Annotated in this window: 25 protein-coding genes and 1 pseudogene; 18 read left to right on the top strand and 8 right to left on the bottom strand. The window is 68.8% G+C overall.

Annotated features, from left to right (window positions below; all coding sequences use genetic code 11):
- The first annotated feature begins 48 nt into the window (after positions 1–48).
- The 6 genes from esxG (at position 49) to eccE (ending at position 5,436) form a co-directional block, all read left to right on the top strand.
- A complete protein-coding gene (gene esxG, locus MRAB57_RS05470) occupies positions 49–342 on the top strand; it encodes a type VII secretion system protein EsxG (protein WP_077086660.1) in 294 nt (97 codons plus the stop codon).
- Positions 343–372: 30 nt separating this feature from the next.
- Entirely contained in the window at positions 373–663 is a 291-nt protein-coding gene (locus tag MRAB57_RS05465; protein WP_077086659.1) for a WXG100 family type VII secretion target, read from the top strand.
- A gap of 10 nt (positions 664–673) precedes the next feature.
- A complete protein-coding gene (locus MRAB57_RS05460) occupies positions 674–1,543 on the top strand; it encodes an ESX secretion-associated protein EspG (RefSeq protein WP_077086658.1) in 870 nt (289 codons plus the stop codon).
- Between the two features lie 82 nt (positions 1,544–1,625).
- On the top strand, positions 1,626–3,038 hold the full coding sequence (gene eccD, locus MRAB57_RS05455; RefSeq protein WP_108638053.1) for a type VII secretion integral membrane protein EccD: 1,413 nt from the start codon (positions 1,626–1,628) through the stop codon (positions 3,036–3,038).
- On the top strand, positions 3,035–4,426 hold the full coding sequence (gene mycP / locus MRAB57_RS05450) for a type VII secretion-associated serine protease mycosin (protein WP_077086656.1): 1,392 nt from the start codon (positions 3,035–3,037) through the stop codon (positions 4,424–4,426). Before eccD ends, mycP begins: the two co-directional genes overlap by 4 nt.
- Complete coding sequence (gene eccE / locus MRAB57_RS05445; RefSeq protein ID WP_077086655.1) at positions 4,423–5,436, top strand: type VII secretion protein EccE; 1,014 nt, start codon at positions 4,423–4,425, stop codon at positions 5,434–5,436. Before mycP ends, eccE begins: the two co-directional genes overlap by 4 nt.
- On the opposite strand, the gene MRAB57_RS05440 is transcribed toward eccE, so the two are convergent.
- Positions 5,413–6,606: an alpha/beta hydrolase family protein gene (locus tag MRAB57_RS05440; protein WP_077086654.1), complete on the bottom strand. Its 1,194-nt coding sequence runs from the start codon at positions 6,604–6,606 to the stop codon at positions 5,413–5,415. The genes eccE and MRAB57_RS05440 overlap by 24 nt on opposite strands.
- Positions 6,607–6,726: 120 nt before the next feature.
- Between MRAB57_RS05440 and MRAB57_RS05435 the strand changes: the two genes are divergently transcribed.
- Positions 6,727–7,512 (top strand): trans-aconitate 2-methyltransferase, encoded by a 786-nt coding sequence (locus tag MRAB57_RS05435; RefSeq protein ID WP_077086653.1) that lies wholly within the window; start codon positions 6,727–6,729, stop codon positions 7,510–7,512.
- A gap of 3 nt (positions 7,513–7,515) precedes the next feature.
- Here the strand turns inward: MRAB57_RS05435 and MRAB57_RS05430 are convergent, their stop codons facing one another.
- Positions 7,516–8,871 carry a sulfatase family protein gene (locus tag MRAB57_RS05430; RefSeq protein WP_077086652.1) on the bottom strand — a complete coding sequence of 452 codons (1,356 nt, stop codon included), beginning with the start codon at positions 8,869–8,871 and terminating at the stop codon, positions 7,516–7,518.
- A gap of 136 nt (positions 8,872–9,007) precedes the next feature.
- Here MRAB57_RS05430 and MRAB57_RS05425 point away from each other — a divergent pair, with 136 nt between their 5' ends.
- Positions 9,008–9,874 carry an SMP-30/gluconolactonase/LRE family protein gene (locus MRAB57_RS05425; RefSeq protein ID WP_077086651.1) on the top strand — a complete coding sequence of 289 codons (867 nt, stop codon included), beginning with the start codon at positions 9,008–9,010 and terminating at the stop codon, positions 9,872–9,874.
- Here the strand turns inward: MRAB57_RS05425 and bluB are convergent.
- Positions 9,802–10,551: a 5,6-dimethylbenzimidazole synthase gene (gene bluB / locus MRAB57_RS05420; RefSeq protein WP_077086650.1), complete on the bottom strand. Its 750-nt coding sequence runs from the start codon at positions 10,549–10,551 to the stop codon at positions 9,802–9,804. The genes MRAB57_RS05425 and bluB overlap by 73 nt on opposite strands.
- 56 nt (positions 10,552–10,607) lie before the next feature.
- On the opposite strand from bluB, the gene MRAB57_RS05415 reads away from it, so the two are divergent.
- Positions 10,608–10,892: a hypothetical protein gene (locus tag MRAB57_RS05415; protein WP_077086649.1), complete on the top strand. Its 285-nt coding sequence runs from the start codon at positions 10,608–10,610 to the stop codon at positions 10,890–10,892.
- On the opposite strand, the gene MRAB57_RS05410 is transcribed toward MRAB57_RS05415, so the two are convergent.
- Positions 10,876–11,358, bottom strand: coding sequence for a hypothetical protein (locus MRAB57_RS05410; RefSeq protein ID WP_077086648.1), 483 nt, complete (start codon positions 11,356–11,358; stop codon positions 10,876–10,878). The genes MRAB57_RS05415 and MRAB57_RS05410 overlap by 17 nt on opposite strands.
- A gap of 67 nt (positions 11,359–11,425) precedes the next feature.
- On the opposite strand from MRAB57_RS05410, the gene MRAB57_RS05405 reads away from it, so the two are divergent.
- Together MRAB57_RS05405 and MRAB57_RS05400 are read left to right on the top strand one after the other, a co-directional pair.
- Positions 11,426–12,052, top strand: coding sequence for a phosphatase PAP2 family protein (locus tag MRAB57_RS05405; protein ID WP_077086647.1), 627 nt, complete (start codon positions 11,426–11,428; stop codon positions 12,050–12,052).
- Between the two features lie 60 nt (positions 12,053–12,112).
- Positions 12,113–12,793: a L,D-transpeptidase family protein gene (locus MRAB57_RS05400; protein ID WP_077086645.1), complete on the top strand. Its 681-nt coding sequence runs from the start codon at positions 12,113–12,115 to the stop codon at positions 12,791–12,793.
- Between the two features lie 7 nt (positions 12,794–12,800).
- Here MRAB57_RS05400 and MRAB57_RS05395 read toward each other — a convergent pair whose 3' ends face one another.
- Together MRAB57_RS05395 and MRAB57_RS05390 are read right to left on the bottom strand one after the other, a co-directional pair.
- Positions 12,801–13,280 carry a nuclear transport factor 2 family protein gene (locus tag MRAB57_RS05395; protein WP_173813901.1) on the bottom strand — a complete coding sequence of 160 codons (480 nt, stop codon included), beginning with the start codon at positions 13,278–13,280 and terminating at the stop codon, positions 12,801–12,803.
- Between the two features lie 4 nt (positions 13,281–13,284).
- Complete coding sequence (locus MRAB57_RS05390) at positions 13,285–13,905, bottom strand: TetR/AcrR family transcriptional regulator (RefSeq protein ID WP_077086643.1); 621 nt, start codon at positions 13,903–13,905, stop codon at positions 13,285–13,287.
- A gap of 38 nt (positions 13,906–13,943) precedes the next feature.
- Here MRAB57_RS05390 and MRAB57_RS05385 point away from each other — a divergent pair, with 38 nt between their 5' ends.
- From MRAB57_RS05385 to MRAB57_RS05370, 4 genes and pseudogenes are all read left to right on the top strand, one after another.
- Positions 13,944–15,173: a hypothetical protein gene (locus MRAB57_RS05385; protein WP_077086641.1), complete on the top strand. Its 1,230-nt coding sequence runs from the start codon at positions 13,944–13,946 to the stop codon at positions 15,171–15,173.
- A 153-nt stretch (positions 15,174–15,326) separates the two neighbouring features.
- A pseudogene (locus tag MRAB57_RS05380) lies at positions 15,327–17,104 on the top strand (Hsp70 family protein).
- Between the two features lie 104 nt (positions 17,105–17,208).
- The gene (locus MRAB57_RS05375) at positions 17,209–17,595 is read left to right on the top strand and encodes a hypothetical protein (protein WP_077090406.1); all 387 of its coding nucleotides are present in this window, start codon (positions 17,209–17,211) and stop codon (positions 17,593–17,595) included.
- 7 nt (positions 17,596–17,602) lie between these two features.
- Complete coding sequence (locus MRAB57_RS05370) at positions 17,603–20,779, top strand: adenylate/guanylate cyclase domain-containing protein (RefSeq protein WP_281254359.1); 3,177 nt, start codon at positions 17,603–17,605, stop codon at positions 20,777–20,779.
- 6 nt (positions 20,780–20,785) lie between these two features.
- Here the strand turns inward: MRAB57_RS05370 and MRAB57_RS05365 are convergent, their stop codons facing one another.
- Positions 20,786–21,550: a DUF3060 domain-containing protein gene (locus tag MRAB57_RS05365; protein ID WP_077086640.1), complete on the bottom strand. Its 765-nt coding sequence runs from the start codon at positions 21,548–21,550 to the stop codon at positions 20,786–20,788.
- A 46-nt stretch (positions 21,551–21,596) separates the two neighbouring features.
- Here MRAB57_RS05365 and MRAB57_RS05360 point away from each other — a divergent pair, with 46 nt between their 5' ends.
- A complete protein-coding gene (locus MRAB57_RS05360; RefSeq protein WP_077086639.1) occupies positions 21,597–22,622 on the top strand; it encodes an NADP-dependent oxidoreductase in 1,026 nt (341 codons plus the stop codon).
- 89 nt (positions 22,623–22,711) lie between these two features.
- Here the strand turns inward: MRAB57_RS05360 and MRAB57_RS28905 are convergent, their stop codons facing one another.
- Positions 22,712–23,368, bottom strand: coding sequence for a hypothetical protein (locus MRAB57_RS28905; protein WP_077086638.1), 657 nt, complete (start codon positions 23,366–23,368; stop codon positions 22,712–22,714).
- A gap of 114 nt (positions 23,369–23,482) precedes the next feature.
- On the opposite strand from MRAB57_RS28905, the gene MRAB57_RS05350 reads away from it, so the two are divergent.
- Positions 23,483–23,902, top strand: a complete 420-nt coding sequence (locus MRAB57_RS05350) for a MarR family winged helix-turn-helix transcriptional regulator (RefSeq protein WP_077090404.1) — start codon at positions 23,483–23,485, stop codon at positions 23,900–23,902.
- An 18-nt stretch (positions 23,903–23,920) separates the two neighbouring features.
- Positions 23,921–24,751 (top strand): glycoside hydrolase family 16 protein, encoded by an 831-nt coding sequence (locus MRAB57_RS05345; protein WP_077086637.1) that lies wholly within the window; start codon positions 23,921–23,923, stop codon positions 24,749–24,751.
- Positions 24,752–24,816: the final 65 nt, after the last annotated feature.

The following is a 24,816-nucleotide window of genomic DNA, read 5'->3' as shown; positions in this document are numbered from 1 at the left end:
GGTTTTCAAAGACCGAAATCCGAAGAGACGGAACAGAAAGGAATCACGATGAGTCTTCTCGATGCTCACATCCCGCAGTTGGTGGCGTCGCAGTCGGCGTTCAGCGCCAAGGCCGCGCTGATGCGCAGCACGATCAGCCAGGCCGAGCAGGAGGCGTTGTCCGCGCAGGCATTTCACCAGGGTGAGTCCTCGGCGGCGTTTCAGGGTGCCCACGCCCGGTTCGTCGAAGCTGCCGCACGGGTCAACACGCTGCTCGACATCGCGCAGGCGAACCTCGGTGACGCCGCGGGCACGTATGTGGCCGCCGACGCCGCCGCCGCGTCCGGATACACCGGATTCTGACCCGACCGATAACCGACGAAAGGACTTGTGATGTCGCAAATCATGTACAACTACCCGGCGATGCTGGGTCACGCGGCGGACATGTCGGGTTATGCCGGCACGCTGCAGGGGCTCGGCGCCGACATCTCCACCGAGCAGGCCGCACTGCAGAACGCCTGGCAGGGTGACACCGGCATGGCCTACCAGGTTTGGCAGGCGCAGTGGAACCACGCGATGGAGTCGCTGGTGCGGGCCTACCAGTCGATGGCCACCACGCACGAATCCAACACGCTGGCGATGTACGCTCGCGACACCGCCGAGGCCGGTAAATGGGGCGGCTAGTTCCAGTCAGATGAGTGCCGAACCCAACGCCGTCGAGCTGACAGTCGACCAAGCGTGGTTCATCGCGGAAACCATTGGGGCGGGCAGCTTCCCGTGGGTGCTGGCGATCACCACGCCGTACTGTGATGCCGCGCATCGAGACGCGTTCTTCTCTCGTCAGCGCGACGAACTGACCCAGATGGGCCTGGTGTCGGCAGACGGCGTTATCAATCCAGCGGTGGCCGACTGGATCCGGGTGGTGTGCTTCCCGGACCGGTGGCTGGATTTGCGTTACGTGGGGCCTGCCGCGGCCACCGGTACCGGCGAGCTGCTGCGCGGCGTGATCGCGCAGCGCGCCGGGACCACGGGCAAAACCCTTGTCGCGCTGCGCAGCGCGCAGCTGATCACGTTCACCGCGATGGATATCGACGACGCGCTGGGGCTGGTTCCGGTTCTGGGCGTCGGGCTGGGGCAACGCCCTGCGGCACGGTTCGACGAGTTCAACATGCCGGCGCGCGTCGGGGCTCGTGCCGACGAACGGCTACGGTCCGGCGCACCGCTGGCGGAAGTCATTGACTACCTGGGCATCCCGTCCTCGGCGCGACCGGTGGTCGAGTCCGTCTTCACCGGGCCGCGCAGCTACGTCGAGGTCGTTGCGGGCGCTCACCGCGACGGGCAACACACCACCACCGAGGTCGGCTTGAGCCTGGTGGACACGACCGCGGGCCGGGTACTGGTCAGCCCGTCCCGCGCGTTCGACGGCGAGTGGGTCTCGACGTTTGCGCCGGGGACCCCGTTCGCGATCGCCGCCGCAATCGAGCAGCTGACCTCTTGCCTGCCCAACGGCCACTGGTTCCCCGGCCAGCGGCTGTCCCGAGATTTCTCCACCCAATACGCCTAACCGCACCGAGAAGAGAAGAGAGCACGATGTCCCAGGAATGGCCCCAGCGTAATTTGGGGGTCCGGTGACCTCCGGCACCGTCATGCCGATCGTCCGCGTGGCAATCCTCGCGGACAGCAGGCTGACGGAGATGGCCCTGCCCGCGGAGTTGCCGCTGCGCGAAATCCTGCCCGCGGTACAGCGATTGGTCGTTCCCACGACGCAAAACGGTGACGGCGGTGTGCACACAGACGCCGCGACCGGCGCGGTTTCGCACCTGAGCCTGGCACCGATCGGTGGTGCGCCGTTCAGCCTGGACACCAGCCTGGACACCGTCGGCGTCGTCGACGGCGACCTGCTGGCGTTGCAGCCGGTGCCCGTCGGCCCGGCCGCGCCCGGCATCGTCGAGGACATCGCCGATGCCGCGATGATCTTCTCGGCGTCCCGGCTAAAGCCTTGGGGCGCAGCGCATATCCAGCGCGGGGCGCTGGCCGCGGCGATCGTCGTGGCGTTGGTGGCCACGGGGTTGAGCGTCACCTACCGGGTCGCCACCGGCGCGCTGGTCGGCCTGGTCGCCGTCAGCGTGATCGCGGCGCTGACCGCGGTGGCCGGCCTGCTGCTCACGGCGCGTGCGGAGCGCACCGGGACGGCGCTGTCGGTCGCCGCGCTGGTACCCATCGCCGCGGCCCTGGCGCTGGCGGTGCCCGGCAAATTCGGTGCGGCGCAGCTGATGCTGGCCGCCGCGGGGGTCACCGCGTGGTCGCTGATCGCCCTGCTGGTGCCGAGCCCGGAACGCGAACGCGTCGTCGGATTCTTCACCGCCACGACGGTGCTCGGTGCGGGCGTGGCCCTGGCGGCCGGCGCCGAATTGCTTTGGCGGCTGCCGCTGCTCACCATCGGTGCCGGGCTCATCGTGGCCGCGCTGCTGGTGGCCATCGAGACCGCTCAGCTGTCCGCGCTGTGGGCTCGCTTCCCGTTGCCGGTCATCCCGGCGCCCGGTGACCCGAGCCCGTCGGCGCCGTCGCTGCGGGTGCTCGAGGACTTCCCGCGGCGGGTGCGCATCAGCGATGCCCACCAGAGCGGCTTCATCGCGGGCGCGGTGTTGCTCAGCGTGCTGGGGTCGGTGGCGGTCGCGCTGCGTCCCGAGACGCTGAGCGTGGTCGGCTGGTATGTGGTGGCCGCCACGGCGGCGACTTCCGTGCTGCGCGCCCGGGTGTGGGATTCGGCCGCCTGCAAGGCGTGGCTGTTGGCGCAGCCCTACCTGGCGGCCGGTGCCCTGCTGGTGATCTACACCGCGACGGGACGGTACGGCGCCGCGCTGGGTGCGGTGCTGGTGCTCAGCGTGCTGCTGCTGGCGTGGGTGGTGGTGGCGCTGAACCCGCTCATCGCCTCGCCGGACAGCTACTCGCTGCCGCTGCGCCGGCTGCTGGGCTTCGTGGCCTCGGGCCTCGACGCCTCGCTGATCCCCGTCATCGCCTACCTGGTCGGTCTGTTCAGCTGGGTCCTGAATCGATGATTCGGGCCGGCTTAGCCTGCCTGACCGCGACATTGACCGTCACGGTCTGGGCCTGCCCCACGGCGCTGGCGATCAACCAGCCCGCTGTCGACCCGGGTGTGCCGCCGCCGAGTGGCGCGCCGGGGCCGGTGCAGCCGATGGAGCAGCGCGGTCCGTGCAGCACCTCGGGCGTCATCGCCGGCAGCGACGCGGGCGCCGTCACGGCTAGCCAGGCGACGCTGAATCTGCCTGCGGCATGGCAGTTTTCCCGCGGTGAGGGCCAGCTGGTGGCCGTCATCGACACCGGCGTGCGGCCGAGTTCGCGGCTGCCCAACGTCGATCCCGGCGGGGATTTCGTGGAGACGACCGACGGCCTGACCGACTGCGACGGGCACGGCACGCTGGTCGCCGGCCTCGTCGCCGGCCAGCCGTCCGGCGACGACGGCTTCTCGGGCGTGGCGCCGGCTTCCCGGGTGCTGTCGATCCGGGCGACGTCGGCCAAGTTCTCGCCGCGCACCCCCGGCGGCGATCCGCTGCTGGCCCGGGCCTCGCAGGAGCTCACCGCGCTGAGCCGGGCGATCGTGCACGCCGCCGATCTGGGTGCGCGGGTGATCGATGTCTCGACGGTGGTCTGCGTGCCCGCCGACCGGCCCATCGACCAGGCCGCGCTGGGCGCGGCGGTTCGCTATGCGGCGGTCGACAAGGACGCGGTGATCGTGGCGGCCGCGGGCAACACCGGGTCGACCGGGTCGGTCGGCGGCGGAACGTCGTGCGAGTCCAACCCGCTGACCGACCTGAGCCGCCCGGGCGACCCGCGGAACTGGGCCGGTGTCACGTCGATCTCCGTCCCGTCAGTGTGGCAGCCGTATGTGCTGTCGGCGGCGGCGTTGAACCCCGACGGTCAGCCGTCGAAGTTCAGTATGGCCGGGCCGTGGGTCGGTGTCGCGGCACCCGGCGAAAGCATTGTCTCGGTGAGCAATCGCGACGGCGGTGGCCTGGCCAATGGCCTGCCCGACGAACACCAGCAGCTGGCCTCGCTGAGCGGCACCAGCTACGCGGCCGGCTATGTGGCCGGCGTCGCGGCGCTGGTGCGCAGTAAGTACCCGACGCTGAACGCGACCGAGGTGATGCGCCGCATCACGGCCACCGCGCACAACGGCTCGCGCGCGCCGTCCGATGTCGTCGGTACCGGCAGTGTGGACCCGGTCGCGGCGCTGACGTGGCAACTGCCCGCGGCCAACGCGGCCGCCGCGCCGTCGGTGAAACCGGTCGCGGTGCCGCCGGCGCCTGCGCCGAAGGACACCACCCCGCGCACGGTCGCGTTCGTGGGAACCGCCGCACTGGCTTTGGTTGTTGCGGTGATCGCAGGCGTTGCGGCGATCACCCGGAGAAAGGAGACCACCCGATGAGCCAGCTGAGCTCGATCCCCGTCCCAGGCCCCGGCCGAATCACGTTGGCGGCCTTGGCCGTGGTGCCTGCCGTGCTGGCCTACCCGTGGCACTCGACCCGCGACTACTGGCTGCTCGGCATCGCCGTCGCCGTTGTCGTCGTGCTGTTCGGCTGGTGGGGGCGACTGCACTTCACCACCATCCTGGGTCGTCGCCTGGCGATGACGGGCCGCCGCGGCAAGCCGATCGAGCTGGCCGGAGCCGCCGCGACCACCGCGCTGCTGCGCATCGGGGCGCCGCTCGACGACCGCGAGGTGCTCCCGCTGCCGGTCATCGCCCGCTACCTGGACCGCTACGGCATTCGCGCCGACAAGATCCGAATCACCAGCCGCGACAACGCTTCTGACGTGTCCAGGCGGGAGACGTGGGTCGGCATCACGATCTCGGCCGCCGACAACCTCGCGGCGCTGCAGGCGCGCTCGTCGCGGATCCCGTTGCAGGAGACGGCCGAAGTGGTGGCGCGCCGGCTCGCCGATCATCTGCGCGAGATCGGCTGGGACGCCAACGTTGTCGGGGTGGAAGATGTGCCGCGCCTGGTCACCCCGAAGGCCCGCGAGACCTGGTCCGCGGTGCAGCGGGGCGCCTCGGATCATGTGGTGGCATACCAGGTGAGCGTGGACGACGCGCTGTCGCAGACGCTGGACGCGATCCGGTCGTACGAGGCGCGCGAGACGTGCACGGCGCTGGAGATCGCCGGCGGCGGTCCCGGCCGCCCCCACACCATCGCGGCGGCCTGCGCGTTTCTGACCGAGACCGCTCCCGACAAGGGGACACCGCTGCCCGGCCTGATCGCCCAGCGCGGGAATCAGCTGCCGGCGTTGATCGCCCTGGATCTGCTGTCCACCCACCGGCTCGACGGGCACACCGAAGCGGCCGACGGCGTGCTGGCGACCCTGGACTGGCCCACTCCGACTTCGGGGGCGCACCGGGCGTCCGAGGCGGACACGCTAGTCGAACATGACCTCGTGTAGGAAAGCCGTCATCCGGCGCAGGTAGTCCAGCTGGCTCACGTGCACCACATGGTTGCCCGGAAACCAGTGCAGCGCACAGCGATCCCAGTGCTCCCACAGCATGACGGCCTGTCCGGGTGGGGCCATCCGGTCGCCGAGGCCGGTGATGATCATCCGGCGATCCCTGGGCAGCCGCGGCTGGTAGTTCAGGGGGCCGTGGTAGGCCAGGCCGGCGTCCAGCTCGTCGCGGCCGATGCCGTACATCTGGAATCCCAGCCGCGCCATCTTGTTGGCCGGGAACCATTCGTCGAACATCGTCGCAGGCGTGACGACCGGGCAGTTGGGGATGACGGCCTCGAGCCGGTCGTCCACCGACGCCACCAGCGCGGAGGTGTAGCCGCCCAGCGAGATACCGGTCAGCGCGATGCGCTCGACGCCGGTGTGCCGCAGATAGTCGATGACGGACCGGAAGTCGTGCACGGCCTGGGCCATCGCCTCGGCGAACCCGCTGAGGCCACCGGCGAAAAAGCCGAAACCACTGAACGGGGACAGCTTTTCGGCCCGCTGGCCGTGAAACGGCAGGCTGAACATCAGCACGTCGTAGCCGGCCCGGTAGTACCACGGCATCGAGAAGAACCGGCCATTGGCCAGATACGACGACCCCATGAAGCCGTGGATCACACACAGCGTGGGGCGGGGTCCGTCGTCATGACGCCAATGTTGCGCGCGCACAACATTGTTGGACTTGAATGCGTCCCACCGCTGTCGCATCGCCGGATTGATGGCACGGAAGCTGCTGGGGAAGGCGATGTTGTCGACCGTGCCGTGCGCCATCCACGCGGCAAGCCGGCCGGCCGGTCGCGACGAAACCCGGGGCACTTTGGTGGGCGGCGGAAACGACTTCTCCGAGTCGTGTTCGGCCGCGAGCTCGGCGTAGAAGTTCAGGTTGGTGCGCTCGTCGCTGTGGCGCATCGACGTCGCCGCGACGATCGGTGTCACGGTGGTGGCCAGCAGCGAGGCGACCCAGGTGCGCAGCGCGAGATCGCCGATCGCGGAGGCCTCGACGACGAGCCGGGTGCCCGGGCTCAGCGACGAGAGCGGCGGCAGTCCGTCGGCGCCCGGCGGCAGATCGGCACCGGGGACGTCGGGAATCCCCGGTGCCGGATCGATGGGATCCGAGTCCGGCGCCACAAATCGCAATGTTATCGCCTTGGGTGCGGTTTCCTGCCCCAACCGGCCCCGCGGGCGGGGTGCGGTAATACGGTTTGTCTATCCGCCGACGAGCGACGGTGTCGATCCAGGAGGCCCGACATGTGGGATCCCGACGTCTACCTGGCGTTTGCGGACCATCGCAGCCGCCCGTTCTACGATCTGCTGTCGCGGGTGGGGGCCGAGCGGGCGCGCCGGGTGGTCGATCTGGGTTGTGGGCCGGGGAACCTGACCAAATACCTCGAGAAGCGGTGGCCGGGCTCGGTCATCGAGGCGATGGACACCTCGCCGGAGATGGTCGCCGCGGCGCGGGAGCGCGGCATCGACGCCGCCGTCGGCGACCTGCGCGACTGGACGCCCAAGCCCGACACCGATGTGGTCGTCAGCAACGCGGCCCTGCACTGGGTGCCCGAACATGCCGACCTGCTGCTGCGCTGGATCGGTCAACTCCCGCAGGGGTCCTGGATCGCCGTGCAGATCCCGGGCAACTTCGAGACGCCGTCCCACGCTGCGGTGCGGGCGGTGGCGCGCCGCGAACACTACGCAAAGACGTTGAAGGACATACCGTTTCGGGTGGGTGCGGTGGTTCAGCCGCCCACGTATTACGCCAACGTCCTGATGGACGCCGGCTGCCGGGTCGACGCGTGGGAGACGACGTACCTGCACCAGCTGACCGGGGAACACCCAGTGCTGGAATGGATTACCGGCACCGCGCTGGTCCCGGTGCGCGAGCGGCTCGACGAGGCGGGCTGGGGGCAGTTCCGCGAGGAGCTGATTCCGTTGCTCGACGACGCCTACCCGGCCCGGGCCGACGGCACGACGATCTTCCCGTTCCGGCGGGTATTCATCGTCGCCGAGGTCAGCGGATCGGCCCGGTCAGGCCAGTAGCCGTCACTCTTCGACGCCACGGTCGACGGCGATGGCCGACCGGCTGGTCGGAGTGGTGTGGTGGATCTGCAGATACGTCTCGGTGTAGCGCTGCGCGATGCGGCTGCCGGCGAAGTCGGAAGGAATGACGTCGCCCGTCCGCTGGCGCCAATCATGCAGGCGCACAGCGAGATCGGCCGCGATCGCGTCCATGGCGGGGTCACCGTCGGCCAGCAGGTTACGCGTCTCGGTGGGATCGGCCCGTAGATCGTAGAGTTCGCGCGGCGGGCGCGGCGCCTTGACGAACGGCGCGACCGCCAGGCCCGACGGGCTTTCCTCGATGTCCCACGGCAGGTCGAGCAACGGCCGGGGCACGTAGTTCTCGATGTAGCTGTAATCCTTTGTGCGGATTGCCCGAATCGGATCGAACGAGTCGTGATAGGTCTTCGTGCTGTAGATCTGCTCGCGCACCGGATCGGCGGGCGTCTCCGGCGCGAGCAGCGCGTGCGCATGCGACACACCCTCGACATCGGCAGGCACGTCGAGGCCCAGCAGCTCCAGCAGCGTCGGGACCAGGTCGACGCCGCTGAACAACTCGTCGTAGACCCCCGGCGCGACGGCCCGCCCGGTCGGCGGGCGGATCAGCATCGCGACGCCCGTTCCCGCCTCGTAGAGGGTGGATTTCGCGCGGGGGAAAGCCGGACCGTGATCGGTGAAGAACACCACCCAGGTGTTGGCGTCCAGTCCCGTCTCGGCCAGCGTGTCCAGGATCCGGCCGACCGCGGCGTCGGCGGTGCTGATGGACCCGTAGAAGTCGGCGAGGTCGCCGCGCACCTCGGGGGTGTCGGGCAGGTAGTCGGGCGGGTCGACGGCCGCGCTGTCGGCCGGCTCGTAGCGGTCCCGCGGGTACGGCCGGTGCGTCTCGAAGAACCCCGCCGTCAGCAGAAACGGTGCGCGCTGCGGCACGTCGCCGCGCAACCAGTCGGCCACCTTCTCCACTACGTACTCGCAGTACGAGTTGGACACGTCGAACTCGTCGAAGCCCAGCCGCTTCGGATACGAAGATTCGTGCTGCATGCCGAAAAGCGCTGAATACCAACCGGATTCGGATAGTATCTGGGGCAGCGTCTGGACGCCGGCGCGATATTCCCAGCCGTGGTGGGCCAGCCCGACCAGCCCGTTGCTCTGCGGATAGCGGCCGGTGAAAAACGATCCCCGCGACGGCGAGCACAGCGGTGCGGTGGCGTGGGCCCTGGTGAACAGGATGCTTTCGGCGGCCAGCGCGTCGAGTCGGGGGCTGCAGACGTCCGGATGACCGTAGACACCGAGGTAGCGCCCCAGGTCGTGCCAGTGCACGATCAGTACGTTGTCGCCCGTCATCCGCGTCACCTCTTCACCATGCCTTGCGACCGGCGACGATACCGGAGGCGCTTGCGATGAATCTGAGTGTGCCGACAAGTCAGACCCTGCGGAGGGCATTTGATTCTCCGTGACGTCAACCGAGAGGGGCCCGGGAATGGACACGGTGCTACGCGGCCTGGGGCTGCTGGAGTCGCCGCGCTGGCACGCCGGTCGGTTGTGGGTGGCCGACTGGACGGCCGGGCTGATCCGCTCCATCGACGCCGCGGGCCGGGTCGAGGTCGTGGTTGAACACCGTTCGCTGCCACTGTGTTTCGACTTCCTGCCGGGCTCAGCCGGGCCGGAGGCGCTGCTGCTGACGTCCAGCGCGCAGCGGGCGGTGCTGCGGCTTTCGGCGGACGGCACGCTGTCGCGGTACGCCGACCTGGTGCCGTTGTCCCCGCACGGCCCCAACGACATCGTGATCGACGGCCGCGGCAACGCGTACGTCAACAACGTCAACTTCGACTTCGCGGCGGGCCCGCCCGCCGGGGAGCCGGCGCCCGGGGTCGTCGCCCTGGTCACCGAGGGAACCGCCCGCGTCGTCGCCGACGACCTGGCGTTTCCCAACGGCATGGCCGTCACCGCGGACAACTCGACGCTGATCGTCGCGGAGTCGTACCGGCATCGGCTGACGGCCTTCGACATCGGCGCCGACGGGTCGCTGTCGAACCGCCGGGTCTGGGCGGATCTCGGTGCGCACTCGCCCGACGGCATCTGCCTGGACCGCGACGGTGCCGCCTGGTACGCCGACGTGGGCGACCGCTGCTGCGTGCGGGTGCGCCACGGCGGCGAGGTGCTGGACCGGGTCCAGCTCGATCGCGGGGCGTTCGCCTGCATGCTCGGCGGCGACGATCGCGCCACGCTGTACGTGGTGGCCGCGCACTGGCCAGGCCCGCAGCGGCTAGCGGATCACACCGAGTGGGACGGCACCGTGCTGGCGGTGCCCGCCCCGGTGCCCGGTGCGGGCTGGCCGGGCGGCTGACCCCAGCGGTTTTCGGCGACGAAGTCCGACAGCGGGCGCGCGTGCGTCCAGCCGTCCAGTTCCAGGGCCGGCCGGTCGGGGAACTCAGGCACCGGGCCCACGCACAGGATCGCCACCGGGTCGGCATCGTCGGGCATTCCCAGCAGCTCGGCCAACGGCTGCGGGTCGAACAACGACACCCAGCCCACACCGAGGCCCTCGGCCCGGGCCGCCAGCCACAGGTTCTGAATCGCGCACGACACCGACGCGAGGTCCATGTGCGGCATCGTGCGCCGGCCGAAGACGTGCACGTCGCGTTTGTCGGACAGCGCCACCACCAGCAGCTCGGCGCACTCGAGGATGCCCTCGACCTTGAGCCTCAGGAACTCGTCGCCCCGCGGCCCCAGCGCCTCGGCGGTGCGCGGCCGCTCCTCCGAGACGAGGGCGTGGATGCGCGTGCGCACCTCGTCGTCGGTGATGCGGATGAACCGCCAGGGCTGCATCAGCCCGACGCTGGGCGCGGCGTGGGCGGCCTGCAGCAGCCGGGCGAGCGTCTCCTCGGGCACCGTGCTGCCGGGCACGAACCGGCGCATGTCGCGCCGTTCGGCGATCACCCGATAAATGGCCCGGCGATCCTCCGCGTTGAACGCGTACTCGCTCACCGCACCGTCGGAGAAATCGCCAGGGGAGAATGGCATTAGCGTGAATGTATCAACGCGGCGGTTCCCTCACACCAACACCAGGGAGTGTCGAAGTGAAGTATTCCGAAGTACTCGACCAGCTGCCCATCGACCGCAACGGCGGGCGCTGCTACGGCGAGCCGTACCAGACCCCCGACGGCACCACCGTGATCCCCGTGACCAAGCCGAACGGCATCTTCGTCGTCCGCGACGGTCAGTCGTCCTGGGTGCCCGCCGTGGACGGGAACCGAATCGCCCTGATCGGGGTGCTCACCGGCCTGCTCGCCGCGGTGATCGGCAGCCTCGCGGTGCTCCGGCAGCCGCCGTGGCCGTTGATCACGATCACGGAGAATAGGTGACCCCGACCGTCCGGTAGACGTTCTCGGGGGGCATGTCGAAGGCCAGCTTCTGCAGCGGCAGCGCGCTGAGCACGTCGGCCGGGATCGGCGTCTTGTAGTGCAACGACAGCTCGCCGCTGAACTTCGGGTCGACCTGCGCGACGTCGAGCTCGACGCGTAGACCGCTCGACGCGATCTCCGCCGTCGCCGCGCCCGCCTGCGCGGCGTCCCAGCGCACGTCGACGGTCGGGCCGGCGAGCCTGGGCAGCTGCGACATGGTGGCCAGCACCCGCTGTGAGGTGAAGGCCAGCGAACCGGTGTAGCTGGCGACGCTGTGCGGCAGCCGCACACCGGGGATGGTGCCGCTGAACCGCCGGGTCACCGCGACGTAGTCGGCGAGGTAGACAAGGCCTTCGCCCTCGAGCTGAGCGTGCAGCTCGTCGGGTAGCTTGCCGATGCCGAACAACCTTCGGACAAAGACCGCCATGACGCCAGTATGACTCCCGATGCCCTCGCGTCGCTCGCCGCTGAGGCGCCCTGGTATCCGTTAGGTCATGACTCGCTGGCGTATCACCCTGGCCGCCGCGGCGCTCTACGCGGTCATGTGGGTGGGCTACCGCCGGCATTGGGCCTGGGTGCACGGTCTTGATTGGTCGCTGCTGAACGCGGCGCGCGACGTCGCGATCAAGCACCCGGCGTGGGTGCGCTTCTGGGATGTCTTCACGTTCGTGTTCGGCCCGGAACCGCTGCGGCTGATCGGGCTGGCCGTGGCGATCGTGTTGCTGGTCCGGCGCAGAGTGCGGGCCGCGCTGCTGGTGGTGGCCTGTGCGCCGCTGAACGGTCTGGTCACGACGGGCGCCAAGGCGCTGGCGAACCGGCCCCGGCCGCCGACCATGCTGGCGTACGCGCCGTCGACGTCGTTTCCGTCGGGGCACGCGCTGGAGACCACCGCGGCCTGGCTCGCGCTGCTGACCCTGCTGTTGCCGGTGCTGAGCCTGTCGTGGCGGCGGGCGGCGATCGCGGTGGCCGCGGTGGTCCTGGTGCTGGTCGGCGTCTCCCGGGTCGCGTTGAACGTGCATTACCCGTCCGACGTGCTGGCGGGCTGGGCGCTGGGGTACTTATATTTCCTGCTGTGCCTCACTGTTTTTCGGCCCAGATCGGCGTTGGTCACGGCGCAGTGACCCAACTGGGTCTAAAGCTTTACTTGACCTTAAGTGCTGTGCCGCTTGACGATTGAACGTATGCGCCGACTGCTAGCTTTGCTGCGCGCCGCGGCGTGCGCACCATTCGCGTTGCTGATACTTGCCCCGGCCGCCAGCGCGGCCCCGACGGGCAACCCTCTGGCAGGCACCCCCTGGTTCGCGAATCAGGTTGGCAATGCCACACAAGTGGTGTCGGTCGTCAGCACCGGCGGCTCGAACGCGACGATCGACGTCTACCAGCGCACCGCGGCCGGCTGGCAGGCGCTGCGCACCGCCGTGCCGACCCACGTCGGTTCGGCGGGCCTGGCGCCGCAGGCCAAGAGCGGCGTGCCGGCCACCCCGACGGGCGTGTACAGCCTCGACTCCGCGTTCGGTACCGCAGCCAACCCCGGTACCGGCCTGCCCTACACCCAGGTCACCGACGCCAACCACTGGTGGAGCGGTGACGACCACAGCGCCACGTTCAACTCGATGCAGGTCTGCCCGAAGGCGCAGTGCCCGTTCAACACTGGCGAGAGCGAGAACCTGCAGATCCCGCAGTACAAGCACGCGGTCGTGATGGGCGTCAACAAGAACAAGACCCCGGGCGGCGGCGCGGCCTTCTTCTTCCACACCACCGACGGCGCGCCCACCGAGGGCTGCGTCGCGATCGACGACGCTCAGTTGGTGTCGATCATGAAATGGCTGCGCCCCGGCGCGGTCATCGCGATCACCAAGTAGCTATCAGTCAGGCGTCGGTCTTGACCGCGCGCCCTGGCTTGACCGTGAAGTTCATGCCCTCCAACGACATTGTGGCGTCGTAGGTCCGGTCGTAGCCGGTGCCGCAGATCTTCCAGCCTCCGTCGGTGCGACGGTAGGTGTCGCGGTAGAAGGCCGCACCGATCAGCATGAAGTTCAGGTCGCCGACGATCACGCGGTCCTGCAAATACCAACTGCCCGTTGCGGTGTCGCCGTCGACGATGATTTCCGGGTGGGTCACCCGGTGCTCGGTCAGGACGTTGCCGGGCAGCGACGTGCGCATGTACTCGACCAGGTCGGCGCGGTTGGTGAAGTGCAACTCGTTGCCGATCGACGGGCCGTAGTCGGCCTTGATGTCCTCGGCCAGTGTGTCGGCGAAGTCGTCCCAATGCTTGGTGTCCAGCGCGCGCAGATAGCGGTATTTGACTTGCTTGATGGCTTCGATGTCGGCCAGATCGTCGAGGGTCATCCCGTCATTGCAGCACACGGGTAACCATGTCGATCAGGGCGTGTCGTTCCAGGCCCCAATCGACGGCCGTCCCGGTGACCATCTGGGCCAGCACGACACCGCGTAGCGTTGCCCAAATGACCTCGGCTACACCGGCATTCGCCGGATCCTCGGTGATCAGCCGGCCCAGCTGGCCGATCGCCGAGTTCATCTCGAGCAGGTGCCGCCGCGAGGACTGACCCAGGCCGCCGCGGGTGGCCCGCAGGATCTCGAAGGCCGCCATCGAGGTCGGGCTGCTGTAGCAACTCCAGGCGGTGTCGACGACGACCTCGATGCGCTGGCGCAGCGGTAGCTCGCTGACGTCGGCCGCCGACAGGCTTTCGATCAGCCGGTCCACGCCGTCGTCCACCACGGCCATCAGCAGGCCGTTGCGGTCGCCGAAGTGGTATTGGATGACGCCCCACGTGACGCCGGCGCGTTCGGCCACGTGCTTGGCGGTGGCGGCCGCGAATCCCTCTTCCACGATGCAGCGGACCGTCTCGTCGATGATCTTGGCCCGGGTGTCGTCGCCGCGCTTGCGCGGCGCACTGGTGCGCCGGGTGGGGTTCGCCGGGCGACCGGGGTTGTGGCCTGCAGCAATGGACATTGTTGACTTTATAACATAGTCGAGTTTATTTTTATAGCGTGAGCAGCCCTTCACGTTATGCGCAATTGTCCCGCGAGCAGCTGGCCGTCTTGGTCCCCGAATTGCTGTTGATCGGGCAGCTGATCGACCGATCCGGAATGGCCTGGTGCATCAGCTCGTTCGGCCGCGACGCGATGGTGCAGATCGCCATCGAGGAGTGGGCGGGCGCCAGCCCGATCTACACCAGGCGCATGCAGAAGGCCCTCAACTACGAGGGCGTCGACGTGGTGACGATCTTCAAGGGGCTGCAGCTCGACATCGGCGCCCCGCCGCAGTTCATGGATTTCCGCTACACCGTCCACGACCGCTGGCACGGCGAATTCCACCTGGACCATTGCGGCGCGCTGCTCGACGTGGAACCGATGGGCGAGCAGTACGTGTTCGGGATGTGCCACACCATCGAGGATCCGACGTTCGACGCCACCGCGATCGCGACCAACGCGCGGGCCCAGGTGCGCCCCATCCACCGCCCGCCGCGGACGCCGGTGGACCGGCAGCCGCACTGCGCGTGGACCGTCATCATCGACGAGTCCTACCCCGAGGCGCAGAGCATCCCCGCCCTGGATATCGTCAGCCAAACCCGAGCTGCGACATGGGAACTGGACGCCATCGACCCGTCCGGCGAGGGGCAGGCCGACTACTCGGGCGCGTTGCTGTCCGATTTCGACTTCGCCGCCTTCTCGCACTCGGCACTGGTCCGGATGGCCGACGAGGTCTGCCTGCAGATGCACCTGTTGTACCTGTCCTTCGCGATCGCGGTGCGTGCCCGCGCCGCCGACGAGGCCGAAGCGATCTCGATATGCACCAAGGGCCTGACCGGCATCGCGGGCGTTGCCGCCGAACGCATTCACCACGCGCTGAAACTGCCCGACGGGCCCGAAGGCGTGCTGCGGGTGCTGGAATTGCACCCCCTGCTCAACCCGGTGGGCTACGTCTCGGCCGACATCGAGGCCAACCGACTGACCGTGCACTCCTCGCCGGCCCACGCCGACGCCTCCTGGATCTCGTTGTGCTCACCGGACTCCGTGCAGCCGCTGCAGGCCATCGCCACCGCGGTGGATCCGCATATCGAGGTGCGGGTTAGCGGGACGGCCACCGACTGGACCGCGGGATTCACCGAAACCGACGGCGTGGCAGCCGAACTACCTGAGGTGGAAGTGGTTAAGTTCAGTGGCGGAGCGTCGTTCGTGTTCGAGCCGAGACGTTCGCTGCCGCTGACCGTGGTCTGATCTCAGCGACTTTGTCAAGGGGGTCTTGATACCGCTTCGGTGACGCAATCGCATCGAGGCGATACCAATGACATTGCAAGCCATCGGCTTTGCGCGTGTCCGCGGCTATCGTTAACGCTGGCCACGACCCCTATAGACGAAAGTATTCGCTCTATGTACGACCCCCTTGGGTTGTCGATCGGGACCACGAACCTGGTCGCTGCGAGTAGTGCAAGTACGCCGGTTAGTCGCCGCGCCGTACTTACGCTCTACCCGCACTGCGCGCCGAAAATCGGTGTGTCCGGCGAGAACCCGCACGCGAGTGACCCCGGTGTGCTGATGTGCGGCTTTGTGGAGCGCATCGGCGACTCGGTGGCGCTCGTGTCCAGCGACGGGTCGACACACGATCCGGACCTGCTGATGGTCGAGGCTCTGGACGCGATGGTCCTCGAAGCCGGTGCGGACGCGGCGAACTCGGAGATCTCGATCGCCGTCCCCGGTCACTGGAAAGCGGGGACCGTACAGGCGCTACGTAACGCGCTGCGAACGCATCTGGGCTTCGTCCGAAGTGGGATGGCCCCCCGCCTGGTTTCGGACACCGTGGCGGCGCTGACGGCGGCTAACGCCGAACTGTGCCTGGCCGCGACGGGCGTGGTCGGGCTCGTCGACTTCGGCGGCTCGGGAACGTCCGCCACGCTGGTGAATATCGGGGGCGATTTCGAACCCGCTACTCCGACAATGCGTTACCCGGACTTCTCCGGCGACGAGATCGACGCGGCGATTCTGCTGCAGGTGTTCGAGGAACTGGGACACGGCAGCGGCATCGACCCGGCCAGCACCGCCGCGGTGGGGCAGCTCGCCCTGCTCAGGGAGCAATGCCGGCGGGCCAAGGAGCAGTTGTCCACGGACCGGGCGGTGGATTTCGAAGTCGAGCTCGGCGGGCGCCGGGCCACCATGCGGCTGACCCGCGACGAGCTGGGCGACCTGATCCAGGACCGGCTCACCGGCTTCATCTATGCCTTCGACGAGCTGCTGGTCCGTCACCGCAAGAGCTGGACGGACCTCGCCGCCGTGGTCACGGTCGGCGGTAGCGCCAGCATTCCGCTTATCACCGAACGTCTTTCGGTGCACACCCGCCGACCGGTCGTCACGCCGGCGCAACCGGCGTTCGCGGCGGCCGCCGGCGCCTTGCTGCTGGCCGACCGCGGCGAGGATGTCGACATCCAGGCCCGCACGTCCGCCGGGCTGCTCACGGCGAGCGCCAGCAGCGACATCGTCGACCTGCCGTCGCGGGACCTGTTGGTGATCGATCACGACGCGTTGACCGACCGCGAATTGGCTTGGTCGCAAACCGAATACCCGGGCGACATCCGGCTGCCGTACACGCCCGAGGCCTACGACGAGGACCATCAGGCCGGCTGGTCGATGCGGCTGAACCTGATCGAACCGCCGACGCCCATCGAACGGCCCTGGCGGCGGTTGCGCTTCTCGCAGTTGATCATCGGGATGTGCGCCGTGGTCGCCATGACGGCGATCGGCGGGGTGGCCTACACGTTGGCCGGCATCGAAAACCACGAGGCGCCGTCGGTGCCCACGGTGGTGCCGGTGCCCGCGCCACCGGTCAGCTCGCTGATCCCACGCGAGGGCCCGCCGCCGCCCACCGCGGTCCCGCCGCCGCCCAGCGCCCAGCTTCAGGCCGAACTTTCCCCGCCTAATACCCGGGGCCCAGGAACGGGTTCCCGCCGCCGACTACGTCGACGTCGGTACCCATGACCACGCAGTGGATCCACGTGCCGCTGCTGCCGGTGCCGATCCCGATTCAGGTGCCGGCCAACCAGGCGCCCCAGAACCAGGCCCCGCAGTATCCCCAGCAGTACCCGGGCCAGTATCCGGGGCAATACCCCCAGCAGTATCCGGGCGGCGGGAACCCGTTCCTGGGCCCCGGGTATTAGGCGGGGAAAGTTCGGCCTGAAGCAAACCCCGCGCAAATCCCATGGCGGATCGTGGCGACCCGGCGCACACTGGCAGGGACACCTACGAGCTGCAAGGAGGCCGCGTGGCCGAGCACGGTGCGTTCGGATTTGATCCCGACGATTTCGATCGGGTGATCAGGGAGGGCAGCGAGGGCCTGCGCGACGTGTTCGAGCGGGTCAGCAGGTTCGTCGGCACTCCGGGTGCCCGGAGTGGTTGGTCGGCGGTCTTCGAGGACCTGTCGCGGCGGCCGCGCCCCACACCGGAGACCGCCGGCGAGGCCGGTGACGGGGTGTGGGCCATCTACACGGTGGACGACACCGGCAATGCCCGGGTCGAGCAGGTCTACGCGAGCGAACTCGACGCGCTGCGCGCCAACAAGGACAACACCGATCCGAAGCGCAAGGTTCGCTTCCTGCCGTACGGCATCGCGGTCAGCGTCCTCGACGATGACTCGGAAGAGCCCGCGTAACACTCACGTGACCGCAGCATCGTCGGTGTGCCACGTGTGCGGTTCGCAGCCGCGCCCGGGTGCCCGATTCTGCGACGCCTGCGGGTCCCCGCTGGCGCCGAATTCCGAACCGGCCGAATACAAACAGGTGACGGTGCTGTTCGCCGACGTGGTGCGGTCGATGGATATCGCCGCGGCATTGGGCCCCGAGCGGCTGCGCGAGGTGATGACCGAACTCGTCGATCGGTCGGCGGCCGTCGTGCAGCGCTACGGCGGCACCGTGGACAAGTTCACCGGCGACGGCATCATGGCGTTGTTCGGGGCGCCAATCACGTTCGAGCATCACGCCTTTCGGGCCTGCCTGGCCGCGCTGGACATCCAGGAGGTGGTGCGGGAACTGGCGGTCGACGTGGGGCGCCGCGACGGGATCGACCTGCGGTTGCGGGTGGGGCTGAACTCCGGCCGGGTGATCACCGGCGAGGTCGGGGCCAGCCACCTCGGCTACACCGCGGTCGGTGAACAGGTCGGCATGGCGCAGCGGATGGAATCGGTCGCGCCCCCCGGCGGCATCATGCTCAGCGAGTCGACCGCCCGGCTGGTCGAGGACCGCGTCGTCCTGGGCGAGCGTGAAACCGTGCATATCAAGGGTTTTGCCACCGCGGTGCCGGCCCGGCGACTGCTGGCCGCCGACGGCGAACACCACGCCAAGGCCCGCCGCGAATCCCCGTTGGTCGGACGCCAAGCGGAAAAGGACGCCGTCGCCGAGCTGCTGGCCCGGGCCTTTCACGGCGAGGGGACCGTCGTCACGGTGACCGGCCGACCCGGCGTGGGCAAGACCAGGCTGGTCCGCGAGTCGCTGGCGACCGCGCGCCGAGGTGGCTTCGAGGTCTTCATCACCTACTGCGAATCGCACACCCGCGAAATCGCCTTTCATGTCGTATCCCGTTTGCTGCGTGCGATTTTCGGTATCGGCGGCCTCACCCTGGAGGTGGCCCGGGCGCGGGTGCGCAGCCAGATACCCGAGGCCGGCGCCGAGGATCTGGTGCTGCTCGACGATCTGCTCGGCATCCGCAACCCCGATGTGCCGTGCCCCGACATCACCCCGGACGCCCGGCGCCGTCGCCTCATCGACCTCATCACCACGCTGTCGCTGGCCCGTCCCGCCCCCGCGATCTACGTCATCGAGGATGCCCAGTGGATCGACAGCGTCAGCGAGTCGCTGCTCGCCGAGTTCGCGGAGGCGATGCCCGAGATGCGGGCGACGCTGCTGGTGGTCTACCGCCCGCAGTATGCCGGCGCGTTGGCGCGCATCCCCAGGGCACACCCATTCGCCCTTGCGCCGCTGAGTGATTCGCACATCGTCGAGATGATCAAGGAACTGCTTGGCCAGGATCCCTCGGTGCTCAGCCTGGCCTCGGTGATCGCCGACCGGGCTGCGGGTCTGCCGTTCGCGGCCGAGGAGATCGTGCGCGACCTGGTCGAGCGCGGCGAGCTCGAGGGTGCCCCCGGCGCCTACGTCTGCGTCCGGGAGGTGAGCGACATCCGGGTGCCGGCCAGCCTGCAGGGCATCATCGGGTCCCGCATCGATCGGCTCAGTGCCACCGCGAAGCGCACGTTGCACGCCGCGGCGGTGGTCGGCGCGCAGTTCGACACCGAGCTGTTGAGTTGCTTGCTCGGCGCCGTCGACGTGGCGCCGCTCATCGAGGCCGCGCTGGTGGAGCAGATCGGATTCACGCCGCACGCGACATATGCGTTCTGCCATCCGCTGATTCAGGCCGTGGCCTACGAATCCCAGCTGAAGGCCGATCGGGCGGAGTTGCATCGCCGGGTGGCCGCCGTGCTGCAGCGCACCCAGGGCGGGTTCACCGGGCAGGAGGCCTCGATCGTGGCCACCCAGTACGCGGCGGCCGGCGACCTGCGCGACGCGTACGAGTGGTACATGCAGGCGGCGACGTGGTACGGCAGCCGCGACATCCGGGCGGCCCGCGGCAGCTGGCAGCAGGCCCTGCGATTCGCCGATCGGCTGCCCGACGACCACCCGGACCGGCTGGCGATGCGGATCGCGCCGCGAGCACTGCTGTGTGGCAGCGTCTTTCAGGTCGGCGGTACACCCGACGAGACCGGGTTCGACGAATTGCGTTCGCTCACAACGGCCGCTGGTGACAAGAAGTCGTTGGCCGTCGGAATGGCCGGGCACATCACCACCCTGACGTTCAACTCCAAGCACCGGGAGGCGGCGGCCATGGCAATGGAGTTCGCCAACCTCGTCGAGTCGATCGGTGATCCGGAGATGACGGTGGGGCTGTTCTATGCCGGCGCCCAGGCGAAGTGGGAAGTCGGCGAGGCGACCGAGTGCCTTCAGCTGGCCGAGCGGATTATCGAAGTCGCACACGGTGATCCGACGATGGGTGACTTCGTGATCGGCTCCCCGCTGGCGTGGGCGATCACGCTGAAGGGCGCGGCCAAGATGTTCTTGGGGCGGCCGGGCTGGCGGGACGACCTCGACGAAGGCATCGCGCTGGCCCACTCCTTCGACTCGACGACGCGGCCGATGGCCCAGCTCTACAAGTACGCGGCCGCGATCGCAAACTGCGCCGTGCTACCCGACGCCGACGACCTGACCCAGGCGGCGGAGTCGCTGGAAATCGCGCAGCGCTCCGGCGACAACACCGCCCTGGCCTACTCGCTGGTGAATCAGGCCACCGTGCTGATCCACTGCGACTCCGGCGATACGGCCGCGGGGCTGGCAGCCCTGGCCAAGGCGCGCGAAATGCTGGTCGACGAAAAGCTGATCGTGGCGCTGCGCAGGATGTCGGACATCGAATTCGCCCGTGAGCGTGCCCGATCCGGCGATCTGGACGGCGCGATCGACTTGGCGTCAAACATCCTCGCGGCGCAGTTCGCGGCGGGAACCATGATCTTCCGCGCACCCGCTACCACGGCGTTGGTCGAGGCGCTGTTGGCGCGCGGGCGGGCCGGCGACGTCGAGAACGCCGAACGCGCGGTCAACCGGCTGGCCGAGGTCGAGACCGAGCCGGGGTTCGTGCTGCACGAGATACCGGTGCTGCGGCTGCGCGCGCTGTTGGCCCGAGCCCACGGCGACGAGGACGGCTATCGGCAGTTCCTGCAACGCTTTCGGGCCCGCGCGCGGGAGGCCGACTTCGAGGGCTATCTCGCGCAGGCCGACGCGATGGCCCAGGGCTGACGCGCGTCAGCCCTGCGCCACCACGTTGTCGACACCGGAGTTGGAGACCTTTGGCGCGCCCGAGTGAAATGTCACCCGGTTGTTCATGCCGGACGCGTCGATGGAGTCGGACGCGTCGACGGTCACCGAGTTCTTCATGCCCGACACCGTCAGGCTCGTGCAGTGGCCGGTGATCACGATCGTGTTGGAGATCCCGCTGACCGTGACGACGTTGTCGTTGCACGCGACAGTCTTGTTCTCCTCGATGCCGGAGATGTCGAGCGGCGCACCGGCCGCCGGCGCCGGTGACGTCGAGGGGCTCGCGCTGCGGGTCGACGGCCCACTGGTCGACGGTCTCGGGCTGCGCGACGTCGTCCGGGGTGTGGTGGTCACCGGCGCGGTGCTGGTCGGCGTCGACGAGTTGATGATCGATCGGACACCGGAAAGCTGGTGCGAGGCATACGCGGCGATGCCGCCCGCGAGGGCCAGCACGCCCACGACGATGATCGTCCCGACGATCCACCACATGCGGTTGCCGCCGCCGGGATTCGGCGACGACGTCGAGTACGGGCTGCCGCCGTAGCTGTACGGGGGTGGCGCACCGTACTGGGGAGGCCCACCGTACTGAGGAGGCGGCGCCGGCGGAACCGGCCCGGGAGGAGAGGGCGGGTAGGCGTGGGCGCCCGGCGGGATCCTGCTGAAATCGGCGCCCAGTTCGGACGCGCGTGCGGTGTCGGCCAGCGGCCGCTCGAGATCCCGGATCCGTTTTTCCGGGTCGTCCTGCGATTCCATGGACAGATGCTCCCACCGGACGGCCTCTAATGGGTAGTTTCAGCACGTGCCCGAACTGCCGAACCGCCAGATCCTGTTGCGCCGCCGTCCGACCGGGCTGGTTGCGCCCGACGACACCGAGCTGGTGACCACGCCGGCGCCCCAGCTCGCCGAGGGCGAGGCTTTGCTGCGGACCACCTATGTGGGGCTCGACGCCGCCGTCCGGACCTGGCTCAACGACCAGCCCGGCTACCTGCCGCCGGTGCAGCTGGGGGAGGTCATCCGCGCTGCGGGCATCGGTGAGGTGGTGCAGACGCGTTGCGACGCCTTCGCGATCGGGGATGTGGTCACCACGCTGTCCGGCTTCCAGGAGTACGTGATTATCCGCGACGACGTGTTCAGCACGCCCGTCCCGCCGTCGGACGCGACGGATCAGTTGGCGGTGATGTCGGTCTTCGGCCCGACCGGGGCCACCGCCTACATCGGAATGGTCGACGTCGGCGTGCCCCAGCCCGGTGAGACGGCCGTCGTCTCGGCGGCGGCGGGCGCCACCGGATCGATCGCCGGGCAGATCGCCAAGATCGCCGGCGCGCGGGTGGTGGGCATCGCGGGCGGGCCCGAGAAATGCCGGGCGGTGGTCGAGGACTTCGGGTTTGACGCCTGCATCGACTACAAGAACGAGGACGTCGCGGCGGCGCTCAAGCAGCATTGCCCGAAGCGGGTCGACGTCTACTTCGACAACGTCGGGGGCCCGATCCTCGACGCGGTGCTCGGCCGGCTGGCCCAGAACGCGCGCGTGGTGCTGTGCGGCGTCATCTCCAGCTACCTGACCGGCGAGCACCCCGGGCCGACCAACTACGTGAACCTGCTGGCGAAGACCGCACGGATGCAAGGGTTCAACGCCCTCGACCAATGGGGCCGCTTCGACGAGGCCTACGCCGCGCTGCGCAAGTGGGGGGACGACGGCCTACTCAGCCATCGCGAGACCGTCTTCGACGGCATCGGCTCCTGCGTGGACGCCCTCAACGGGTTGTTCACCGGAGCCAACATCGGCAAGACGTTGGTCAAGCTGAGCGAGCCCTCGGCCAACTAATTCGCGCCGAGATTGCCGTCATGGCTGTGATCTGAGGAAAGTACGACCACCACGGCAATCTCGACGCCCGCTTGACCTCTTCTAGCTCCCTAGTCCTCGCCGAGGACGCGGTGCAGCGTCTTCTTGGCGTCGGTCAGCGCCTCCAGCACCTTGGTCCGGGTCTCGGCGAGCTGTTGCTTCTGCTCGTCGGTGCCCTGCCAGGCGATGGTGCGGGACAGTTGGGCGACTTCGAAAAACGTGCGACGGATCTTGAAGACATCGGCGAACTTGGCCCGATGCTTCAGGAATGCGTGCGCCGTCTCGCTGCTGACGCCCCGCCACTTGAGCAGGTTCTCGCCGAGCTCGGTCAGCGTCGCCACACCGTTGTCGATGGTGACCACGCCGCGGCCCGCGAGCAGCCCAAGGGCGAGCTCCACCTTCTCCTGCCGAGGGCTGAACGCGCCCTCGGTCGCGTCCGAAACCCGTTGCACGAGCTGCGCGGCGTCAGCCGGCCCGTCGAGCAACAGCGCCGCGCTGACGAATGCCGCGCGCTTGAGGGGCGGACGACCACCGGGGCCGAAACCGCCTGGGCCGCCACCGAAGCCGGGGCCGCCGTGGTTGCCCCAGCCACCGCCGAAACCGCCTGGGCCACCGCCGAAACCGCCTGGGCCACCGCCGAAGCCGCCTGGGCCACCGCCGAAACCGCCGGGCCCTCCGAAACCACCGAATCCCGGGCCGCCGAAGCCGCCGAAAAATCCACCAGACATCCTGTCATTCCTTTCATTGCGTTATCAAGTTCCTTGATACCACCGACGGCGACAATGTCAATGAAATTGATGGTTGCGCGCGAGAAACCCCTTGGCGCATGCCAACATGTGTCTATGAGCCAACTGTGCGACGAGCCATTGGGGTTCCTCTTGTACCGCGTGATGAGGTTGCTGCGGCCTCAGATTTTGGCGGAGTTGAAGCCGCTCGAGCTCGGCCTGCCGGAATTCGTGTGCATGCGGGTGCTGGCCGAGAACCCCGGGCTCACCAGCGCCGAGCTGGCGCGTGGCACGAACGTCTCGGCGCAGGCGATGAACCAAGTGCTGCTCGGGCTCGAGGACCGTGGCGCGCTGAGCCGGCCGGTCTCGACCCCGAGCGGCCGGGCGATGCCGGCCCAGTTGACGCGACGCGGCAAAGGTCTGCTGAAGCGTGCGGATGCGGCCGCAAAGCGAGCCGAGCAGCGAATTCTGACGCGGCTCTCCGACGAGCAGCAAAGCCGGCTCAAGGAACTGCTTTATGCTGCGGGAACCCCATAGTCGGAAGGCAGCGCGCCCATGCCAGAGATGGATCGTCGCAGGGCAATGATGCTGGCGGGGTTCGGCGCGCTGGCCGCCGCGATCGCGGCCCCGCAGGTGGCCGCGGCGCCGGCGACGGCAACCGGTTCCTACCTGTTTCACGACGAGTTCGACGGCCCGGCTGGCGCGGCCCCCGATCCGTCGAAGTGGGTGGTGTCCAACAACCGCACACCGATCAAAAACCCGACGGGCTTCGACCGGCCCGAGTTCTTCGGGCAATACCGCGACAGCCGCCAAAACGTCTTCCTGGACGGCAAATCCAATCTCGTGCTGCGCGCCACCCACGAGGCCAACGGCTATTTCGGCGGCTTGGTCAGCGGCACCTGGCGCGGCGCCATCGGGACGACGTGGGAAGCCCGCATCAAACTCAACTGCCTGACCGGCGGGTGCTGGCCGGCCTGGTGGCTGTCGAACGACGACCCCGGCCGCAGCGGCGAGATCGACCTGATGGAGTGGTACGGCAACGGGCAGTGGCCGTCGGGTACCACCGTCCACGCCAACCCGGACGGCACGGCGTTCAAGACGCAGCCGATCGCGGTGGACGGCGGCTGGCACACCTGGCGCGTCACCTGGAACCCCAGCGGGATGTACTTCTGGGAAGACTATGTCGACGGCGCGCAGCCGTACTTCAGCGTTCCGGCAACCGGCATCGAGGACCTGCACGACCCGGTCAGCATGTGGCCCTTCAACGACGTCGGCTACACGGTGTTCCCGATGTTGAACCTCGCGGTGGGCGGTTCGGGCGGCGGCGACCCCGCCCCGGGCGCCTACCCGGCGGAAATGCTGATCGACTGGGTGCGCGTGTTCTAAGGCCGACCTCGGCGGGGGATGCGCGCCCCCGGCAGGCATGATTTCATAACACCGTTTGCGAAACG

It is taken from the genome of Mycobacterium rhizamassiliense (assembly GCF_900157375.1).
In the GTDB taxonomy this organism is placed as follows: domain Bacteria; phylum Actinomycetota; class Actinomycetes; order Mycobacteriales; family Mycobacteriaceae; genus Mycobacterium; species Mycobacterium rhizamassiliense.
Note: the sequence above shows the minus strand (reverse complement) of the source record. Positions and strands in the feature narration are given on the sequence as shown.

What these genes read in the sequence shown, in the direction of transcription:
- esxG (WP_077086660.1), top strand. Translation starts at nt 49, where the DNA reads ATGAGTCTTCTCGATGCTCACATCCCGCAGTTGGTGGCGTCGCAGTCG.
- MRAB57_RS05465 (WP_077086659.1), top strand. Translation starts at nt 373, where the DNA reads ATGTCGCAAATCATGTACAACTACCCGGCGATGCTGGGTCACGCGGCG.
- MRAB57_RS05460 (WP_077086658.1), top strand. Translation starts at nt 674, where the DNA reads ATGAGTGCCGAACCCAACGCCGTCGAGCTGACAGTCGACCAAGCGTGG.
- eccD (WP_108638053.1), top strand. Translation starts at nt 1,626, where the DNA reads ATGCCGATCGTCCGCGTGGCAATCCTCGCGGACAGCAGGCTGACGGAG.
- mycP (WP_077086656.1), top strand. Translation starts at nt 3,035, where the DNA reads ATGATTCGGGCCGGCTTAGCCTGCCTGACCGCGACATTGACCGTCACG.
- eccE (WP_077086655.1), top strand. Translation starts at nt 4,423, where the DNA reads ATGAGCCAGCTGAGCTCGATCCCCGTCCCAGGCCCCGGCCGAATCACG.
- MRAB57_RS05435 (WP_077086653.1), top strand. Translation starts at nt 6,727, where the DNA reads ATGTGGGATCCCGACGTCTACCTGGCGTTTGCGGACCATCGCAGCCGC.
- MRAB57_RS05430 (WP_077086652.1), bottom strand. Translation starts at nt 8,871, where the DNA reads ATGACGGGCGACAACGTACTGATCGTGCACTGGCACGACCTGGGGCGC.
- MRAB57_RS05425 (WP_077086651.1), top strand. Translation starts at nt 9,008, where the DNA reads ATGGACACGGTGCTACGCGGCCTGGGGCTGCTGGAGTCGCCGCGCTGG.
- bluB (WP_077086650.1), bottom strand. Translation starts at nt 10,551, where the DNA reads ATGCCATTCTCCCCTGGCGATTTCTCCGACGGTGCGGTGAGCGAGTAC.
- MRAB57_RS05410 (WP_077086648.1), bottom strand. Translation starts at nt 11,358, where the DNA reads ATGGCGGTCTTTGTCCGAAGGTTGTTCGGCATCGGCAAGCTACCCGAC.
- MRAB57_RS05405 (WP_077086647.1), top strand. Translation starts at nt 11,426, where the DNA reads ATGACTCGCTGGCGTATCACCCTGGCCGCCGCGGCGCTCTACGCGGTC.
- MRAB57_RS05400 (WP_077086645.1), top strand. Translation starts at nt 12,113, where the DNA reads ATGCGCCGACTGCTAGCTTTGCTGCGCGCCGCGGCGTGCGCACCATTC.
- MRAB57_RS05395 (WP_173813901.1), bottom strand. Translation starts at nt 13,280, where the DNA reads ATGACCCTCGACGATCTGGCCGACATCGAAGCCATCAAGCAAGTCAAA.
- MRAB57_RS05390 (WP_077086643.1), bottom strand. Translation starts at nt 13,905, where the DNA reads ATGTCCATTGCTGCAGGCCACAACCCCGGTCGCCCGGCGAACCCCACC.
- MRAB57_RS05365 (WP_077086640.1), bottom strand. Translation starts at nt 21,550, where the DNA reads ATGGAATCGCAGGACGACCCGGAAAAACGGATCCGGGATCTCGAGCGG.
- MRAB57_RS28905 (WP_077086638.1), bottom strand. Translation starts at nt 23,368, where the DNA reads ATGTCTGGTGGATTTTTCGGCGGCTTCGGCGGCCCGGGATTCGGTGGT.
- MRAB57_RS05350 (WP_077090404.1), top strand. Translation starts at nt 23,483, where the DNA reads ATGAGCCAACTGTGCGACGAGCCATTGGGGTTCCTCTTGTACCGCGTG.
- MRAB57_RS05345 (WP_077086637.1), top strand. Translation starts at nt 23,921, where the DNA reads ATGCCAGAGATGGATCGTCGCAGGGCAATGATGCTGGCGGGGTTCGGC.